We start from the raw sequence: 18,385 nt of genomic DNA on the forward strand, positions 1-18,385 counted from the left end.
CGCTACCCTGCCCCCGCCATGACCCACGCCCCCGGCTTCACGCTTCTTCCTTGTTCGCCGGACGGCGAGATGACCTCGCGCGTGGAGGGCTTCGATTGGGCCAACACGCCGCTCGGGCCCATCGAATGCTGGCCGAAGAGCCTGCTGAATGCCACGCGCATGGCGCTGCCTTGCAAGCTGCCGATGTACATCGCCTGGGGCCCCGAACTCACGCAGATCTACAACGACGCGTACCGCCCCATCCTCGGCATGAAGCACCCGGCCGCATTGGGAAGCCCGCTCACCGACACCTGGGCCGAGATCTGGCCCACCGTGGCGCCGATGGTCGAAGAGGTGCTGCGCGGCAAGTCGTTCGGTTTCGACAACTTCAAGCTCACCATCGACCGCTTCGGCTACCCCGAAGACGTGTGGTTCAACTTCTCGTACAGCCCGCTGCCCGACGACGAAGGCCAGGTCGCCGGCCTCTTCGTCACCTTTGCCGAAACGACCGAGAAGGTGCGCAACGAGCAGCGCCTGCAAGCCACGGTCGAGCAGATGACGCGCGTGTTTCACAACGCGCCGGTGGCCATTGCGGTGCTGAGCGGCCCGACGCTGGTGTACGAGTTCACCAATGGCTCGTACGACGAGATCGTGTCGCAGCGCCCGGTGTTGGGCAAACCCTTGCGCGAAGCCCTGCCCGAGCTCGAAGGCCAGGGCGTGATCGCGCTGCTGGAGACGGTGTTTCAGACCGGCCAGCCCTATGCCGGCATTCCCATCGTGCAGTTGATGCGCAATGGCGAACTGCAGTCCTGCCACTTCAACGTGGTCTTCAAGCCCTTGTTCAGCGAGGCCGGCCAACCCGAAGGCGTCGCGGTCGTGGCCTACGAGATCACCGATCTCGTGAAGGCCCGGCGCGATGCCGAGCAGGCCAGCCGTGCGAAGGACGAGTTTCTCGCGATGCTGGGCCACGAGCTGCGCAACCCGCTCGCGCCCATCCTCACCGCGCTGAACCTGATGCAGTTGCGCGGCACGGTCGGCGGCGAGAAAGAGCGCGCGGTCATCGAGCGCCAGGTGCGGCACCTGGTCGGCCTGGTGGACGACCTGCTCGATGTGGCGCGCGTGGCCGGCGGCAAGCTGTCGCTGAACAAAGAGCACCTCGAACTGAGCGAAGCCGTGGCACGCGGCGTGGAGCAGAGCAGCCCCTTGCTCGAACAGCAGCGCCACCGGGTGCACTTCGACGTGCCGGCCACCGGCCTGCGGGTGCACGGCGACCCGAAGCGCCTCGCGCAGATCGTCACCAACCTCTTGAACAACGCGGGCAAGTACACCGAACCGGGCGGCGACATCCACGTGAGCGCGCGGCGCGTGGGCGATGAGGTCGAGCTGTGTGTGCGCGACAGCGGCGTGGGCATCGACCCCGAGATGCTGCCGCACGTGTTCGACCTGTTCTTTCAAGAACACCAGTCGGTCGAGCGTTCGCGCGGCGGGCTTGGCCTGGGCCTGGCCATCGTGCGCAGCCTGAGCGAGCTGCACGGCGGGCGCGCCAGCGTGCACAGCGCCGGTGTGGGCACAGGCAGCGAGTTCCGCGTGATGCTGCCGCTGTCTGCTGCGGCCGGCACCCTGCCGAGCGTGGCGCCGGTGTCGCCGCCGAGCGCCGTCGAAGGCGGGCTGCAGGTGCTGGTGGTGGACGACAACGTCGATGCCGCCACCACGGTGGGCGAATGCCTGCGACTGCTCGGCCACCGCGTCGTGCTCGCACACGACGGCCCGGGGGCACTGGAAGCCTGCCTGCTCCAGTGGCCCGACGTGGCGATCCTCGACATCGGCCTGCCCGCGATGGACGGCCACGAGGTCGCCCGCGCGCTGCGCCGCTGGCCGCGCGGCGAAGCGCTGCACCTCGTCGCCATGACGGGCTACGGCCAGCAGAAAGACGTGGCGCAGTCGCGCCAGTCGGGCTTCGACCTGCACCTGGTCAAGCCGGTGGACCTGAACGTGCTGGGCGAGGTGCTGCAGCGCTGCGCCGAGGCGCGGGTCAGCCCCGCCTGAGGGCCCGCCGCCGGTTCAGTACATGCCGACTTCGGTCGGCACCGCCGCCTGCACAGGCCGGCGTGCCGCCCGCACCCGCGCGCTGGGCACCCCACGCGCGGGGCGGTGCGAGAGCCACAGCATCACGATGAGTGCGAGCACCGGCACGTTCTTCACCAGCGGGCCGCAGTGGTCCCACGTGAGCTCGGGCATGTGGAAGGCTGCGGTCACCGTGTAGCCGAGCACCGCGCCGACATTGAGCGCGTAGGCCCAGGGGCCGGGCCGCTTGAGCACCCAGGCACCGAGTGTCAGGTTCAGCGCGCACGAGAACCACATGGCCGCCACGCCCCAGGCGCCTTCGAACCCACAGCGCGCCAGCAGGCGCATCACGCCGGAATCGTCGGGCCACAGCATCGTGATGAGCGCGGTGTAGATCCACATGAAAGCGACCGCCGCGCGCAGCGCGGTGGCCACCGGCGCGCTGAGGCCCACGCGCAGGTCCACCAGGGGCTCGGGCGCGCTGACTGCCAGGCCCTGCGGCATGGCGCTGGGCGCGCGGTTGAGCAGGCCGGGTAGCGCGTTGTCGGCGGCCACGTTGCCGCGTTCGAGCAGCGCGATGGTGTCGCGGCACAGCACCCGCTGCGGCAGCGACTCGGCGAGCCAGGCCGTCGCGCGCATCAGGGGCATGGGCAGCGGCAGCCAGATCGCGTCGCCCAGGGCCAGGGCCTGGCGGTAGTTCGCCAGCATCTCGCGGTAGCTCAGCACCTGCGGGCCGCCGAGCTCGAGCACGCGGTTGGTCGCTTCGTTGCGTTCGAGCACCCGGGCCACGGCTTCGGCCAGTTCGAACACATGCAGCGGCTGCACCGGCTGGCGCCCGCGCCCCGGCAGGCTGACCACAGGCAGGCTCGCGAGCGTGGCGAACAAGGCCGCGCTCTGGCTGTGCGGGCCGTAGATCAACGACGGCCGCAGCACGGCCCATTCAACCGGCAGTGCGGCCAGCGCCTCATCGGCGCGCAGCTTGCTGGCGAGGTAGGGTGTGGCCAAGGCCTGCGCGTCGGTACCCACCCCCAGCGCCGAAACCTGCACCACACGGCGCACGCCGGCCAGCGCCGCGCCGCGGAACAGCTCGATCGGCCCTTGCGTGTGAACGCGCTCGAAGCTCTGCCCGGCCGACGGCATGAGGATGCCGACGCAGTTGACCACCGCATCGACCTGCGCCGCGCGCAGGCGCTCGGCCCAGCGCGCGGGCTCGACCGGCTGGTTGAAGTCCACCTGCAGGCTGTGCCGGCTGTCGGGCGCCGAGCGCGCGCCCTGCACCACCTGGTGCCCGCGGGCCCGCAGGGCGTTGACGACGGCACGGCCGACGCAGCCGGTCGCTCCGCAAACCAGGACGCGTGTTCTTCTCATGGCTTCCTCCTCACTTGTTGTGTTGCTTGCGGCGGGGGCGATGCACGCGCCGGCTCAGTGGTGATCACGCCCCGGCGGGTGCAGCTCGCAGGCCCCTTGGGCACAAGCCCGCATGCGCCGTTCGATGCGCCAGGCGCGCCACGCGCGAATGCCGCGGATCAGCGGCGCCGTGGCGCGCGAGATGGCCCGGCGGTGCCGCGCGAACACGCGGTAGGCCACGTCGGCCACCGGCGCGAGCGGCGCCCAGCGCACCGGTGCCCACAGCCAGCCCAGACCGACGGCCTCGTAGGCCAGACGCAGCACCTGCACGCCGTAGATCACGCCCCCGTCGGCGCGCTGTGCGTGGATCTGCGCGTCCATCGCGCCAAAGCTCACGCCATAGCGGCCGGCGTCGAAGCCCGGGCTGCCGATGTCGACGAAGGCCAGCCGGCCGTCGCGGTTGCGGGCTCGCAGGTGGTCCATCTCCAGCGCGCACACGGGGCAGGCCGCGTCGTAGAAGAGGGTCATTGGGTACAGGCCGAGGTCGGTGGGGTGCGCGGTGCTCATGTCGGTCGTTGCTCAGTTTTTTCAGTCAACACAGAAATAGGTGGGCAAAAAAATGACCTGTCAAAGGGGCGCGCGGCTGCCCGCGGCCGCGTCGCCCTTGTCGCGCGTGAAGAACTTCTTGATGCGCGCGCCGAGCTTGAGCACCTGGGTCAGCGTGCCGGTGTCGAGCTTGAGCATCTCGTCGCTCCAGGTGGTCAGCGTCTGCAGCAGTTCGAGCGTCTGGCGCATGCGCAGCTTGGCTTCGGCGGGGTCGCGGCTGACGGCCGGGTCGGCCAGGATTTCGTTCAGCACCTCGATGGTCGGGGCGATTTCGCGGCGCTGGCGCTCGCGCACGATGGTGCGCATCAACTCCCACACGTCGCCGGTGGTCTCGAAGTGGTCGCGGCGGTCGCCGGCGATGTGCACGAGGCGCACGAGGTTCCAGCTCTGCAGTTCACGCAGGCTGGTGCTGATGTTCGAGCGCGCGACCTGCAGGGTGTCGGTCAGCTCTTCGGCGTGCATCGGACGACCGGCAATGAACAACAGCGCGTGAAGTTGCGCCACCGTGCGGTTGACGCCCCAGCGGGTGCCCATTTCGCCCCAGTGCAGAACGAAGCGCGAGAGGGTGGGTGAAAGTTGCATGAGGTCAGTTTACGTTTGCCAGTTTTTCTGTCAAGACAGAAATTGCTGAACTCAGCAACGTCCTTGCGCGGCGGGGCTAACTCGCGTACGGGTCAAGAGTCATGCGCATTGCGCCGCTTGAATCGCCACTTTGCCCTCAAGGCCACCGCAAAACGGTCGTTAACACAGATGATGGCGGCTCGGTCGCCTCGACAAACGCACTCAACAGATCACGGCGCATGGAGACACACCCCCCCCTGCAAGCATCGATGGACGCGCTCAGCCGCCTGCTGCGCGACGCGTCGCTGATGCAGGCGCGCCAGTACTTCGGCGAGCCGACCATCACGCTCGGCGACGACACCGGCGGCTTTCGTCTCGGCCAGGTGCTCAAGCGCTACATGGCCATCGTCATCCTGATCAGCGAAGAACTGCGCGTGGTCATCAAGCTGCACTTCGACCCGGCGCAGGTGCGCAGCTACAAGCCCTCGCCCGAGCAGCCCGGCGGCGAGGTCAACGACCAGCGCGTGATCGACTTCATGAAGGAACTGGCCAACCAGACCGGCGGCCGCGTGTGCCGGGCCTTCGACGCGAACGAGGTCTCGATGGGCATGAGCGTGCCGTTGTGCACCCGCGGCATCTACGAGCTGTATGCCGACTACACCACCAAGACCGGCGCACTGCTGAAGTTCGGCGACTTCTGGCGCATCGACGGGCCGTTCGGCTCGATCTTCTGCAGCTGCTATTTCGAAGCCAGCCCCGACACCGACTTCACCGGCGTGCACTGCCCCGATGACACCGGCGACGAAGGCGAACTCGACTTCCTATGAGCAACCACAACGAACTGCTCGCCTCGCAACGTGTGCTCTCGATGCTCGAGAGCGCCTGCGAGTACAGCGAACAGGTGCTCGACAAGGTGCCCAGCGTGTTCGTCGTGCTCAACGAGCACAACCGCATCATTCGCGCCAACGCCACCTTCTGCCAGCTCACCGGGCTGACGATGGAAGAGGCGCTGCACCGCGACTTCAGCCTCTTCTTCACGAGCGAGAACCGCGACCAGCTGCTGCACCAGTTTCAGCACGTGCGCCAGGCGCCGCCGGCCGACGCCAAGGCCAGCACGCAGCTCGAAATGATCTGCGGCGCACGCACCGCGGCGAACTCGCGGCCCTTCTTCTGGCGCATCGCCCGCCTCGCGCACCTGAGCGACGCCGAGGGCTCGGTGATCTCGGTGCTGGGCGACGACCTCTCGGCGCTGTTCCAGTCAGAACTCAAGCTGATGAGCATCTTCTCCAGCATCCCGCTGGGGCTGATGGTGGTCGACCGCAATGGCAGCATCACCGAGGTGCTGTCCGAGTATTGCCACGTGCTGCTCGACCACCGAGCGCTGCTCGGCCAGTCGCTGCCCGCCCTGCTGGCGCGGGGCAACCCTGAACGGCAAGTCGCGCTCGACGCCGCCTTCGACGCGCTGCGGGCCTGCACCGGGCGCATGCTCGCGCACTTCGGCACGGTCGAAGGCGTGCTGTCGAAGGTGGACCACATCCGCGTCGGACACGGGCAGCAGGCCGAGCGGTGGATCCGCCCACGCTTCCAGCCCATCGCGCGCGACGGCCTGGTCGAGCGCTTCCTGGTGATCCTCGAAGACATCACCGCCGCGCACCTCGCGCAGCGGCAGATCGAGCGGGCCGACCTGCTGGGCAAGCAGGCGCAGGCGTTGTACGACTGCGCCATCCGCGACCCGCTCTCGGGCCTGTACACGCGGCTCTTCATGGGCGACAGCATCAACCCGCTGATCGCGTCGGTGAAGCGCGGCAACGTGATGGAGATGGCGGTGCTGATGCTCGACATCGACAACTTCAAGCGCGTGAACGACACCTACGGCCACGACGCCGGCGACCGCGTGATCGAAGCAGTGGGCCAGGTGATCCGCGCCTGCATTCGAGACACCGACATCGCCGTGCGTTATGGTGGCGAAGAGTTCCTGGTCGCCCTGCCCTGCGCGGAAACGCCCGAGTACGGGGGCGCGACGGTGGCCGAGCGCATCCGCGAGCGGCTGGCCGCCACCGCCATCGACATCGGCAACGGCCGCGCGCTCAACGTGACAACGAGCTGCGGTGTGGCCTTCTGCCACCCGGAGGACACGCTGTCCACGCTGATCCAGCGGGCCGATCACCACTTGTACGCCGCCAAGCACAGCGGCAAGAACCGCGTGTGCGCAGAACCCAAAGAGGAGGCCTGAGGTGCCGAGAATCCTGGTCATCGACGACGCAGCCACCATCCGCGATTCGTTGCGGCAGCTGCTGGAGCCGCAGGGCTTCGAGGTGCTCGAAGCCGAGAACGGCGAAAAGGGCCTCGAAATGCTGGCACAACACGCCATCGACCTGGCCATCTCGGACCTCAACATGCCCGGCATGGACGGCCTGACCATGTGCCGGCACATGCACGCGCAGGGCCTCACCGTGCCCGTCTTCATGCTCACCACGCAGACCAGCGTCGATCTGAAGGCCAAGGCCAAGGAATTCGGCGTGGTCGCCTGGATCGTCAAGCCGCACAAGGACGACGTGCTGCTCAAGGGCATCCAGAAGGTGCTGAAGCTCGCCTGAGCACCCGTTGGTGCGGCGCCGCTCAGGGCGCCATCGGAAACGGCTCGCGCATTGTCACGAACTCTTCGGCCGCCGTCGGGTGAATGCCGATCGTGCGGTCGAGTTGCGCCTTGGTGATACCGGCCTGCACGGCCACCGCGAAGCCCTGGATCACCTCGCCCGCATCGCCGCCCACCATGTGCATGCCCAGCACGCGGTCGGTGGCGCCATCGACCACGATCTTCATCAGCACACGTTCGGTGCTTTCGCTGAGCGTGTGCAGCAGGGGCTTGAATTCGCTGCGGAAGACGCGCACGGCGCTGTAACGCTCGCGTGCCTTTTCTTCGCTCAGACCGACCGTGCCGATGTTGGGGTGCGTGAACACGGCCGTGGGCACGCAGTCGTAGTCCACCGGCTCGCGTTGGCCGCTGCCGAACAATTGGTCGACCAGCAGCATCGCCTCGGCCAGCGCCACCGGCGTCAGTTGCTTGCGCCCCACCAGGTCACCCAGGGCATGGACCGAGGGCACGCTGGTCTGCAGGCGCTCGTTGACGCGCACGGTGCCGTCGGCGTTGCATGCGATGCCCAGCGCCGCAAGGCCCAACGCGTCGCTCAAGGCCACGCGACCGGTGGCGTGCAGCACCGCGTCGGCTTCGACGGTGGCGCCGTTGCTGAGCGTGAGGCGCTGCGAGCCGTCGGCCGCACGCTGCGCATCGGCCACCGTCACGCCGCAGCGCAGGTTGACGCCCTTCTTCTGCATCTCGGCCGACACAAAGGCCGCGATCTCGGCGTCGAAGCCCGCCAGCACCGAGGCCCGCCGGTGAATCAACGTGACCTGGGCACCCAGCCCCCGAAAGATCGACGCGAACTCGCAGGCGATGTAGCCGCCGCCCAGCACCGCGAGGCGCTTCGGAAAGGGGTCAAGGTCGAACATGTCGTCGGACGTCAACGCCCAGTCATGCCCCGGCACGTCGGCGCGGCGCGGCGTGCCGCCGGTGGCCAGCAGCACGTGGCGCGCGGTGAAGCGCCGTTCGCCGTCGGCGGTCTGCACGCTCACTGTGTGCGCATCGACCAGCCTAGCCCAGCCGCGCACGAGCGTGGCACCAGCGCCGCTCAGCAGCGAGGCGTACACGCCGTTGAGCCGGGTGATCTCTCGGGCACGGCGCTGCTTCAGCGTGGCCCAGTCGAACACCGGGGCATCGAAGTGCCAGCCGTAGCCATGCGCGTCGTGGAAGTGGTCGCTGAAGTGCGCCGCGTAGCTGTAGAGCTTTTTCGGGATGCATCCGAGGTTGACGCAGGTGCCGCCCAGCGCGCCGCCCTCGGCGACGATGACGCGCGCCCCGCGCTGGGCGGCCATGCGGCTGGCGCGCACGCCGCCGCTGCCGGCACCGATGACGAAGAGGTCGCAGTCAAAGGTCTGATCGGTCATCGTCGTTCTCCTTCTTTTGGGTGCCGAAGCTCATGAGGCCGCGCAAAGTGTCGAGCGTGTCGGCCTCGTGCAGGGGCTTGTCGCGGCGGATGCGCAGCATGCGCGGAAAACGCACCGCAATGCCACTCTTGTGCCGCGTGCTCGCGTTGATGCCTTCGAAGCCCAGCTCGAACACGAGCGTGGGCCGCACGCTGCGCACGGGGCCGAATTTTTCGAGCGTGTGGCTGCGGATGACCTGGTCCACCTGCGTGAACTCTTCGTCGCTCAGGCCCGAGTAGGCCTTGGCGAAGGCGACCAGCTGCAAGCCGTCGGGCTTGGCCGGCTCGCGCCGCGCGATGGCCTCGACGACGGCCTGCGCCTCGGCGGCATCCACCGGTGGCCGGTTCCAGACCGCGAAGGTGTAGTCGGTGTAGACGCTCGCGCGGCGGCCGTGCCCGGCCTGCGCGTAGATCAGCACGCAGTCCACCGCGAGCGGAGCGATCTTCCACTTCCACCAGGTGCCAACGGCCTTGGTGCGGCCGGTGCCGTAGCGGGCATCTTGGTGCTTGAGCATGAAACCCTCGACGCCACGGGCGCGCGACTCCTGCCGCAGGCGGTCGAGCGCTTCCCATGCGTTGCCTTCGGGGCCGCCGCCGAGCGAGACGGCCGGCGACAGCTTGATCTGGTGGTCGGCCAGCGCCTGTTCGAGCAGCGCGCGGCGTTCGCGCTGCGGCAGGTGGCGCACGTCGGCGCCCAGCCATTCGAGCAGGTCGTAGGCCATGAAGCTGACCGGCGCCTCGGCTAGCACCTTCTTGGTCAGCGTCTTGCGGCCAATGCGTTGCTGCAGCAGGTTGAAGGGGGCGGGGTTGTCGTCCCCAGACCGCCACACCAGGATTTCACCGTCGAGCACCGTGCCATCGGGCAGGCCTTCGGCCAGTGCCACGACCTCAGGAAAGCGCTCGGTCACCAGCTCTTCGCCACGCGACCAGACCCACGTGCCGCCCGCACGCCGCACGACTTGCGCACGGATGCCGTCGTACTTCCACTCGATGAGCCAGTCGCTGGGCGGGCCGAGGGCGAGGTCCATCTGCGCCATCGGCACGTCGAGCTGGTGCGAGAGGAAGAAAGGGTAAGGCTGCCCATCGGCCTTGACGGTTTCGTCGGCCGGGGCGACGAGCCCCTGGTAGGCCCGCGCGTCCGGCCGCGTCTTCGCGTCGGTGTAGCCCATCATGCGTTGCGCGACGAGCTTGGCGTCGAGGCCCGCATGCTCGGCGAGCGCGCGCTGCACGAGCAGCTTGCTCACGCCGACACGAAAGCCGCCGCCGATTAGCTTGGTGAGCAAGAAACGGCCGGGCGTGTCGAGCTCCATCCACCACGGGCCCAGGCGTTCGGCCTGAGCCTCCGGGGTCAGGCCTCGCAGCGTCAGCAGCCGGTCTTCGACCCACTGCGCGAGGCCCAGCGTGCTGGTTGCGTATCCCCGCGGCAGCACCAGCGCGATGGTCTCGGCGAGGTCACCGACGGCTTGGTAGCTCTCTTCGAACAACCAGTCGGACAGGCCCGCCAGACGCGTGGCCGTGGCCCGGAGCACGGCCGTGGGTACCGCCTGGCGCGGCTTGCCACCGGCGAGAAAGTAGACCGCCCAGGCCGCGTCGTGCGGCTGCGCCTGCTCGAAGTACGCGCGCAAGGCCGCCACCTTGGCCGCGGTCGCGGTGGTGGCGTCGAGGGCGGCGTACAACTGCGCGAAGTGCTGCATCGGGGCGATGATGCCCCGAGGCCGAAGGCCCTTCAGCGCGTCGGTGCAGGGGGCGACGCGGCCGCCGCCGCCGACAGCGCGCTGAACCAACGCTGCGCCATCGTCAGCTGCCCAGCCGCCGAGAAGTGGCAGTTGTCGTAGCGCTGGTCGGGGCCCCACACGGTGTCGGCGTCGGGCCCGGCCGCGCCACCCGGCAGCGTGGTGGCGAGGCGGCGCTGCGCCTCGGTCAGCGAGTGCTGGAACGACCAGGTCGCCGCCGTGCAGCGCGTGGCCTGGGCGACGAAGAACGGCGCCTTGACGCCCGCCTTGCGCAGCCCCTGCACGAGCGACTGCACCTGCGCCTCATAGCGTTCGGGCGCCGTGCGCAGCAGAAAGTCCGACTCGCCCTGGTGCCACAGGATGTGGGTGACCGGCTGCACCAGGTTGAGGTCATGCACCATCTGCACGAAGGGCTCGTGCAGCGGCTCGCCATAGGCCCAGGGCCGGGCACGCACGCCATCGAGCGCAAAGGGCGCGATCAGCACGCGCTCGTAGCGGCCACTGTCGATGAGCAGCGCGGCGAGGTGGTCCCAGTAGGCACTGCCCTCGCCGGTGGCCCCGCGCAGCGGCGAGGTCGCCCCATAACAGCGGCCTTCGTAGACGTTGAGGATGCGGTCGCCGCGCGACACCGCCGGTCGCGGCGCGCCGTGGTTGCCGGCGTTCGACTGCCCCGCCACGACCAGCACCGCCGTGCGTGCGCCGGCCGGGGGGCAGGCCACTTCGGACTGGCCAGGCACATAGGCCACGCGGCCAAAGCGGTCGCGCGCGATACGCAGGTCTTCGGGCGCCACCGTCGGGCCCAGCGCCAGGGCCGCGAGCAGCGCGGCAGCCACGCCGAGAAGCCGCACCGGTGTCACGCCCCGCGCAAGCGTCGGCCCCAGGTCCACCGCGCGTCTTTGAGGCGCAGCGCGGGCTCTTCGATCAGGTACCACGAGGCCACGGCGAACACCAGCGTCACGGCGGTGCCCAGGGCGGCCAGTTCCCACGGGCCGATGCCGGGCACGACCAGCACCAGCACCTTCTGCACCGGGCAGGCGTAGATGTAGAGGCCGTACGAGTAGTCGCCCACGCGGTTGAACTGGCGCATGGGACCGGCCGGCACCAGCGCGAAGAACAACACCAGGTAGGGCAGCGTGAACGGCCACACGATGCCGAAGGCCGTGCGGTCGAGGGCGCTCAGCAGCGTCACACCCAGCAAGACCAGGAAGATCGCCCACGAGGCCGGGATGCGGTCGCGCCAGTGGTACATGGCGCTGCCCGCGAAGAAGAAGGCCATCAGGCGCGGCATGCCGGTCAGCATGTCGTCTCCGCGCACGGCAAAGTGCCACGCGTAGCCGGCGGCCATGAGCGCCAGCGCGGCCGGGCCGATCCAGCGGCGCGGCGTCGCACCCGACCAGCGCAGCAGCAGCCAGGTCAGCGCGAGCAGGCCGTACATGCGCACCTCTTCGACCAGCGTCCACAGCGAGCCGTTGATGGGTTGGCCCGAGGGGTGGCCCTCGAACACGCCCGGCACGCCCCAGGTGATGCCGCCGGGGATGACCAGCAGCGTGTTGCGCACGAGGTAGCGCACCGTGTCCCAGGCGACGATGAATTCGTTGAACGGCAGTCGGCCGAAGAAGAGCCCGAGGAACACCACCGAGCCGACCACGGCGACGATGAGCGCCGGGTAGATGCGCAGCACGCGCGCCAGGATGAACTGCGACACGCTGCCCCGGTGCAGCAGGCTGGCCGTCACCAGGTAACCGCTGGCGATGAAGAACACATCGACCGCCAGCGAGCCGGGCGTGATGCCCAGCGTGGCGTGCCAGGGCTCGTCGTTCGCCACGCCGGTGCGAAAGACGAACGAGTGGCTGACGATGACCGCCAGCGCGGCCAGCACGCGCATCAGGTTGAAGTTGTTGTCACGGCCGCCCGTGTACGAACCCAGTGTTTTCATGTCCACGCCCTTGTCGCCCCGAGGGCTGCGCCGGTTGGCAGTCGCGCGATGTTAAGGGGGCGCCCCTGGGCGGCCGGCCCCTCATCTGCACGCCCAAGCCCCCGGCCGGCGTGACAAATGCACGGCGGGGGCTCAGGCGGCTGGCACTTCGGTCAGCCCCAGAAAGTGGTCGAGCATGTGGAAGTGGTCGTCGAGGAACTGGTCTTCGAGCGCCGGCAACGAGGCGAGTGGCACCCACTCGACGGCCTGCGCGTCGTCGTCGGCCCGCACCTCGGGCAGCTCGCGCTCGCCCAGGTCGAAAAAGTGCGCGTGCGTGATGGTTCGGCCGCGCAGGCTGCGGTCGGGGTGGTCGAACACCGCCACCGAGCGCAGGCACTGGCGCAGCGTGTCGGGCAGCAGGCGCAGGTGGGTTTCTTCTTCGAGCTCGCGCAGGCACGACTGGTAGGCGGTCTCGCGTTGCTCGATGAAGCCGCCCGGCACCGCGTGCAGGCCCTGGCCCGGCGCATGCGCGCGGCGGATCAGCAGCACGTGGCCGGCACAGCGCACGACCGCATCGACCGTCACGAACACCGGTGGGTACGGCGCGGCCGACCAAGCCTCTTTGTAGGTGCGCAGTTGGCGCCACTCTTCGGCCATCGCGGCGTAGTGCGGCAGGGCGGCCCAGGCGCGCATGAATTCGAGCGTGCTGGCCGGGGCTTCGCTGACCAGGGCGCCGAGCGCGGCGTCGAGGTCTCGGCCGTGCGCACCGAAGAAGGCGTCGCGCAGGCCGGTGGCGTCGGTGCGGCCGTGGCGGTCGAGGCTCGCGAGCGTCCAGCCCGGAAAGCCGCGCAGGTAGTCGCTGGTGGCGTCTTTGAAATGGCCGACGAGCGTGATCGCGGGGTGGCTCACGCCGCGCGCCTGCATCAGCGCAGCCACGCCCTGGCGCACGGCGGTGATCCAGCGGGCCTCGTTGTAGTAGTCGCGCAGCGGCAGAAAGAGCACGCGCTCACGGTCGGCTGGCGCCAGGGCCAGGCGAACCATCTCGGCCCGCTCTTGCCAGGTGAACGGGTTCTTGGGCGTGCGCGCCTGGTAGGCCGAACCGAGCACGACGATGGCAAGCGGGGCCCGCGTCAGCGCTTCGTTCAGCAAGGCGAGGTGGCCTTGGTGGAAGGGCTGGAAGCGGCCGATGTAGAGGGTGGCGTCGGGCGTGGTCATGGGCTTGGGCGGGGCGTGGGTCGGTGCGAGGGCTGCGGCGGGCTCAGCTCACGCGGGGTTGGCATTTGTGGGGCGGTGCGCTCTTCAGCAGTTTGGGAGGGGCAAGAGGTTCAACGCAAAGGCGCAAAGACGCAAAGACGCAAAGATCGCCAAGAGATAAGCCTTGCTGGTCTTTTCTTCGCGTCCTTTGCGTTCTTTGCGCCTTTGCGGTGAAACGACTTTCACCGACCACCGACCCCCATCACACATACCGCGCCGCGATCGGCATCTGTCGCCCCACCCCGAACGCACGCTCGCGCACGCGGATGATCGGCGGGGCCTGGCGGCGCTTGTACTCGTTGCGGGCAATCATCTGGCGCACGCGCTCGATCAACGCGTGCCCCTCGGCGGTGGCCTTCAGCTTCGCCACGAAGGCGGTGGCTTCGTCGTATTCCCACTTCGCCAGCCGCTCGCCTTCGATCAGGAGCTTGAGCACTTCGTCGAGCACGGCGTAAGGCGGCAGGCTGTCGGTGTCTTTCTGGTCGGGCGCCAGTTCGGCCGAAGGTGGTTTGTCGATGATCGCGTTGGGGATGAGTTCGCGGCCCGCCGTCTCGTTCAAGTGGCGCGACAGCGTGAAGACCTCGGTCTTGTACAGGTCACCCAGCAGGCCGAGGCCGCCGTTGGTGTCGCCGTACAGCGTGCAGTAGCCGACCGAGATTTCGCTCTTGTTGCCCGTGGTGAGCAGCAGGTGGCCGAAGGCGTTCGAGTACTCCATCAAGATGGTGCCGCGAATGCGCGCTTGCAGGTTTTCGAGCGGCAGGCCTTGCAGCGGCGCACCGAAGCCCTGCTCGAAGCCGCGCGCATAACCCGCGACCAGTTCGGCGATGGGGTGCGTGTGCAGCGCCACGCCGAGGTTGCGGCACAGCGTCACCGAGTCGTCCACCGAGCCGCTCGACGAAAACTTCGACGGCATGGTCACGCCGACCACGTTCTCGGCGCCCAGCGCCTCGGCCGCGAGCGCCATCGTCAAGGCGCTGTCGATGCCGCCCGACGAGCCCACCACCACCTGCTTGAAGCCGCAGCGGCGGGCGTAGTCGCGCAGGCCCAGCACCGTTTGCGCGCGGTAGAACTCGGGCGTCGGCAGGCCCTCGGGCGAGACCTTCGCGAGCGCCGCGCCATCGGCCGCCGCGAAGCGCCCGTTCTCGAAACGCAGCGTGGTGACGTCTTCGACGAAGCGCGCCGCCTCGTACACCACGCCGCCCTGCGGCTCGACCGCGAACGAGGCGCCGTCGTAGACGATCTGGTCGTGCCCGCCGATCTGGTTGACGTAGAGGATGGGCAGGCCGTGGCGCCGGCTCGCATCGCCGAAGACCTGGTGGCGCTGCTCGCGCTTGCCGATGTTCGACGGGCTGGCGTTGATCGACACCACGAGGTCGGGCGCCGCGTCGCGCATGCGCGAGAACGGGTTCACCGCGTACTCCGTGCCGGCGTCGTTCCAGCCGTCTTCGCAAATCATCAGCCCGACCTGCGTGTGGCCGATGCGCAGCACCTTGGCCACGTCGGGGCCGGGCTCGAAGTGCCGGCGCTCGTCGAACACGTTGTAGGTGGGCAGCAGCTGCTTGGCGTAGCGCAGCACGACCTCGCCGTCTTTCAGCACCAGCAGCATGTTGTGCAGCCGCTTGCCGACACCTTCGCGGCCTTGCGGCGCGCCGACGATCCAGTGCAGGTCGCGCAACTGGCGCGAAGCGTTCAACAGGGTCTGCAGGCCAGCATCGACGCGGTCCATGAAAGCCGGCTCGTCGAGCATGTCGGCCGGGTAGTAGGCGGTGAGGCTCAGTTCAGAAAACACCACCAGCTGCGCGCCCTGGTCGCGTGCGGCCTGCGCCGCCGCGATCATCTTCTGCACGTTGCCTTCAATGTCGCCGACGGTGTAGTTCAGCTGGGCCACGGTGACCTTGAGCATGGTCGCTTCCTTCAAGACTTCACGTTGAACACTTGGCGCAGGTACGCGAGAAAGGTCTCGTCGTCGCAGATGGTCTTGCCCGGGCTGTCGGACAACTTGGCCACCGGCTGGCCGTTGCAGTGGGTGAGCTTCATCACGATGTTGAGCGGCGCGAGGCCCACGTCGTTGCTGAGGTTGGTGCCAATGCCGAAGCCGAGCTGCGTGCGGTCGGCGAAGTGGCGGTACAGAGCAAACGCGGTGCCCAGGTCGAGCCCGTCCGAAAACACGAGCCGCTTGGTGTGCGCGTCGATGCGCAGCTGCTGGTAGTGCGCCAGTGCCTTCTCGCCCCACACCACCGGGTCGCCCGAGTCGTGCCGCAGGCCGTCGAAGAGCTTGGCGAAGTAGAGGTCGAAGTCGGCGAGGAAGGCGTCCATGCCGACCACGTCGGTCAGCGCCACGCCGAGGTCGCCCCGGTACTCTTGCACCCAGTCTTCGAGGGCGGCTTTTTGAAAGTCGCGCAGGCGCACGCCGAGTGCCTGGTAGGTCTGCAAATACTCGTGCGCCATGGTGCCGATGGGCACGAGGTTCAGGTCACGCGCCAGCAGCACGTTCGAGGTGCCCTTGAAGAACTGCGGCGCCTCGTTGCGCAGCGTGGTGACCACCTCGCGCTGCCAGTCGGCGGCGAAGCGGCGGCGCACGCCGAAGTCGAAGAACTCGAAGGGGTGGCGACGCGCCGGCTCTTCACTGAAGACACGCAGTTGCTCGACCTTGTCGCGCAGCCGGCGGCGGCCTTCGGCGACGGCGGCCTCACGGTCGAAGCGGCGGAAGTACAGCTCGTTGACCAGCGCCAGCACGAAGATCTCGAAGGCCATCACGTGCACCTGCGGCCCCCGCGCGACGATGCTCAAGGCATCGCCCTGCGCCTGGGCTTCAATGAACTCGCGCTGGAAGCGGAAGATGCGCAGGAAGTCCACGAAGTCGCTCTTCATGAAGCGCAGCGAACGCAGGTAGTCGAGCTCGTCGGGCTGGAAGCTCAGCGTGCACAGCGCGTCGAGCTCGCGGTTCACATCGGCCAGCAACTCGGCCAGCGGGTAGGCGCTCTGGTTGCGGCACAGGAAGCGGTATTCCGCCTGCGTGGCCGGATGCCGATGCAGCATGGTCTGCCACATCGTGAACTTGTAGAGGTCGGTGTCGAGCAGGCTTTGGATGATGGGGGGCATGGGGTTTCGCAATCCATGAGTGACTGACGTGATCAATTGGGGAAAAGGTTCATACATCGACTCGCGTGAACTCGAACTCGACCGGTCCGTCGCAGGGCAACTCGCCCACATCGATGAGAAAGCCGAGCACCTCAACCAGTCCGGACGTGCGATCCACCACGGTTCCGCATCCGCGATAGGCGTAGGCCCCCGTCCGCTCGAGCTTGGGTCTCGACCGTTCCGCCTTCTCTTTTTCAGGCCAGTCGGAGAGATAGGCGGAACGAACTTCGGCATCCATCGTGTACAGATGGTTCTTGATGCGCTCGCCGGCTCGCAACTCGCACGGGAAGCAGAAAGCCACGATCTCGCCATGCGCGCTGCGTAACGTCACGCTCGCGCTTTCGTCGCCAGCGGCATACGCATCGACACACGCAACGAGCAAGGTGTCCATGGCTGGGGCATCCATGTCAGGCCACCTGCTGTTCGAGCAGGCGTTCGAGGTCACTCAGGGCCACAAGGGGGTGCGGCTTCAGTTCCGCCCTTCTGCCGACACAGTCCATCGCGACGACGAAGTGCGACTGCGCGTGAAGGCCCGGATACTTGCGAGGCCTGAGTTCGACCACGTGGTCGCTCGTCCAGTCGGCCTCGTCGACCGACCACGCTTCGCTCGTGAACCTGAAGACGACCTCGCCCCTCTGCACGTCTCGAAGACTCGGGCTTGCGACCCACTGGGAAGGCGCCGCCTCCCACGTGTCGACGAGCAGTTGGAAGCGCCCGTCCGGTGAACGCGACTTGATTTCAAGGGCCATGGGGCACCTCGCACGCGACAGGGGTTGCGGACCAGACGGTGACCGCATCTTCATCCACCGACTCCGCCCGTGCGAGCCGAAGCGCTTGCTCGACGTCAAAGCCCGGCAGCATGCCTTCGAGACGCGTCAGCGCTTCGCGCGCACCGGTGTCACGGTTGCAGAACGTCAACTCATGGGCAGCGCCGTCGGCGAAGCACCACAGGTCGTCGGCGGGCGCGACGTCGTAGAGCGGAGCGATAGCAATGCGTTGAATCGAGGCAACGGGCAGCGATTGTTTGCCCACATGCAGAAGACCGTCGCTCAAACGCACACGCGGTGCGCGCAAGGGAGACATGTCCTCGACCACGACGAAGCGCAAGCTCGGATCGCGGGCAGTGAGCAAGGCCTGGGCTTGGTGAGCAACGGCGATCTTCTTGCCGCGGCTCAAGGGAAGCAGTCGCTTGAGTCCCACCCTTCGAATCGACCGTGCGTGGATGTAGATCGGGGCGACTCTTTGCGGCGCACCACCGGCGGCGTCTTCCCAGGACCACAGGCATGCGCCTTCATAGCGCTCGTTGCCATCGATCAACTGAAACTCTTCGCCGCGATGAACAAGTTGGGCGCTGGGCATCGTCTCAGTCATGGCTGTCCAGGCTCCGTCAGCGCCGATCAATCGGCTCGGCCTTCACATACAACTCGGCAGGGGCCGCATCGAAGTACTTGAACATCGCGGGGCACAGCCAGCCCTCTTGGCCACCCCGCTCGTTGCAGGCGTACCAGTTGCCGTCGAATTCTTCGCGCACCCGAGTGAAGCTGAGCGCATGGCCGGGGAACGGCTTGGCCGAGAAGAGAAGTCGGACGCCCGACTCCGCCCCGGGAATCTTCTCGGTCAGTTGGTCGATGAAGGCATTGACCACATCGACGAAGGGCTCGCGAACGAGGCCGGTGGCCTCGTCGTCAAACGCCCAGATGCCGTTCACCTTGTACGGAAAGATAACCATCAGCGAGTTCATG

18 protein-coding genes are annotated in these 18,385 nt (G+C 68.0%); 4 read left to right on the forward strand and 14 right to left on the reverse strand.

All coding sequences use genetic code 11. The features are described from left to right. Positions 1–18: 18 nt before the first annotated feature. Positions 19–2,025 carry a hybrid sensor histidine kinase/response regulator gene (locus AC1KAT_RS10740; RefSeq protein ID WP_480325633.1) on the forward strand — a complete coding sequence of 669 codons (2,007 nt, stop codon included), beginning with the start codon at positions 19–21 and terminating at the stop codon, positions 2,023–2,025. A 15-nt stretch (positions 2,026–2,040) separates the two neighbouring features. On the opposite strand, the gene AC1KAT_RS10745 is transcribed toward AC1KAT_RS10740, so the two are convergent. The 3 genes from AC1KAT_RS10745 to AC1KAT_RS10755 are packed head-to-tail and all read right to left on the reverse strand — an operon-like array spanning position 2,041 to position 4,578. Continuing rightward, positions 2,041–3,411, reverse strand: coding sequence for an SDR family oxidoreductase (locus AC1KAT_RS10745; RefSeq protein ID WP_480325635.1), 1,371 nt, complete (start codon positions 3,409–3,411; stop codon positions 2,041–2,043). A gap of 54 nt (positions 3,412–3,465) precedes the next feature. Continuing rightward, on the reverse strand, positions 3,466–3,957 hold the full coding sequence (locus AC1KAT_RS10750; RefSeq protein ID WP_480325637.1) for a thiol-disulfide oxidoreductase DCC family protein: 492 nt from the start codon (positions 3,955–3,957) through the stop codon (positions 3,466–3,468). A gap of 60 nt (positions 3,958–4,017) precedes the next feature. Continuing rightward, on the reverse strand, positions 4,018–4,578 hold the full coding sequence (locus AC1KAT_RS10755) for a GbsR/MarR family transcriptional regulator (protein WP_480325639.1): 561 nt from the start codon (positions 4,576–4,578) through the stop codon (positions 4,018–4,020). A gap of 248 nt (positions 4,579–4,826) precedes the next feature. Here AC1KAT_RS10755 and AC1KAT_RS10760 point away from each other — a divergent pair, with 248 nt between their 5' ends. From AC1KAT_RS10760 to AC1KAT_RS10770, 3 genes are read left to right on the forward strand one after another with little or no spacing between them, the layout of a single operon-like run. Continuing rightward, the gene (locus AC1KAT_RS10760; RefSeq protein ID WP_480325641.1) at positions 4,827–5,384 is read left to right on the forward strand and encodes a hypothetical protein; all 558 of its coding nucleotides are present in this window, start codon (positions 4,827–4,829) and stop codon (positions 5,382–5,384) included. After that, positions 5,381–6,790 (forward strand): sensor domain-containing diguanylate cyclase, encoded by a 1,410-nt coding sequence (locus AC1KAT_RS10765; protein WP_480325643.1) that lies wholly within the window; start codon positions 5,381–5,383, stop codon positions 6,788–6,790. The genes AC1KAT_RS10760 and AC1KAT_RS10765 overlap by 4 nt, the downstream gene beginning before the upstream one ends. Position 6,791: 1 nt before the next feature. Continuing rightward, a complete protein-coding gene (locus tag AC1KAT_RS10770; RefSeq protein WP_480325646.1) occupies positions 6,792–7,154 on the forward strand; it encodes a response regulator transcription factor in 363 nt (120 codons plus the stop codon). A gap of 22 nt (positions 7,155–7,176) precedes the next feature. Here the strand turns inward: AC1KAT_RS10770 and gorA are convergent, their stop codons facing one another. The 11 genes from gorA to AC1KAT_RS10825 form a co-directional block, all read right to left on the reverse strand. Continuing rightward, positions 7,177–8,562 (reverse strand): glutathione-disulfide reductase, encoded by a 1,386-nt coding sequence (gene gorA / locus AC1KAT_RS10775; RefSeq protein ID WP_480325648.1) that lies wholly within the window; start codon positions 8,560–8,562, stop codon positions 7,177–7,179. After that, positions 8,543–10,294: an ATP-dependent DNA ligase gene (locus AC1KAT_RS10780; protein ID WP_480326543.1), complete on the reverse strand. Its 1,752-nt coding sequence runs from the start codon at positions 10,292–10,294 to the stop codon at positions 8,543–8,545. The genes gorA and AC1KAT_RS10780 overlap by 20 nt, the downstream gene beginning before the upstream one ends. A gap of 32 nt (positions 10,295–10,326) precedes the next feature. Next, positions 10,327–11,220, reverse strand: coding sequence for a sialate O-acetylesterase (locus tag AC1KAT_RS10785; RefSeq protein WP_480325650.1), 894 nt, complete (start codon positions 11,218–11,220; stop codon positions 10,327–10,329). After that, positions 11,187–12,269 (reverse strand): acyltransferase family protein, encoded by a 1,083-nt coding sequence (locus AC1KAT_RS10790; protein WP_480325652.1) that lies wholly within the window; start codon positions 12,267–12,269, stop codon positions 11,187–11,189. Before AC1KAT_RS10790 ends, AC1KAT_RS10785 begins: the two co-directional genes overlap by 34 nt. A gap of 132 nt (positions 12,270–12,401) precedes the next feature. Then, positions 12,402–13,463 carry a bifunctional nicotinamide-nucleotide adenylyltransferase/Nudix hydroxylase gene (locus AC1KAT_RS10795; protein WP_480325654.1) on the reverse strand — a complete coding sequence of 354 codons (1,062 nt, stop codon included), beginning with the start codon at positions 13,461–13,463 and terminating at the stop codon, positions 12,402–12,404. A 241-nt stretch (positions 13,464–13,704) separates the two neighbouring features. After that, positions 13,705–15,405 carry an NAD+ synthase gene (locus AC1KAT_RS10800; RefSeq protein ID WP_480325656.1) on the reverse strand — a complete coding sequence of 567 codons (1,701 nt, stop codon included), beginning with the start codon at positions 15,403–15,405 and terminating at the stop codon, positions 13,705–13,707. Positions 15,406–15,416: 11 nt separating this feature from the next. Further along, positions 15,417–16,604 (reverse strand): nicotinate phosphoribosyltransferase, encoded by a 1,188-nt coding sequence (pncB, locus tag AC1KAT_RS10805; protein ID WP_480325658.1) that lies wholly within the window; start codon positions 16,602–16,604, stop codon positions 15,417–15,419. Positions 16,605–16,653: 49 nt separating this feature from the next. After that, positions 16,654–17,034, reverse strand: coding sequence for a hypothetical protein (locus AC1KAT_RS10810; protein WP_480325660.1), 381 nt, complete (start codon positions 17,032–17,034; stop codon positions 16,654–16,656). Between the two features lie 16 nt (positions 17,035–17,050). Further along, positions 17,051–17,392 (reverse strand): hypothetical protein, encoded by a 342-nt coding sequence (locus tag AC1KAT_RS10815; RefSeq protein ID WP_480325662.1) that lies wholly within the window; start codon positions 17,390–17,392, stop codon positions 17,051–17,053. Further along, on the reverse strand, positions 17,382–18,014 hold the full coding sequence (locus tag AC1KAT_RS10820) for a hypothetical protein (protein ID WP_480325664.1): 633 nt from the start codon (positions 18,012–18,014) through the stop codon (positions 17,382–17,384). The genes AC1KAT_RS10815 and AC1KAT_RS10820 overlap by 11 nt, the downstream gene beginning before the upstream one ends. A gap of 16 nt (positions 18,015–18,030) precedes the next feature. Further along, positions 18,031–18,384: a DUF6717 family protein gene (locus AC1KAT_RS10825; RefSeq protein ID WP_480325666.1), complete on the reverse strand. Its 354-nt coding sequence runs from the start codon at positions 18,382–18,384 to the stop codon at positions 18,031–18,033. Position 18,385: the final 1 nt, after the last annotated feature.

It is taken from the genome of Piscinibacter sp. PDB5-1, assembly GCF_056676035.1.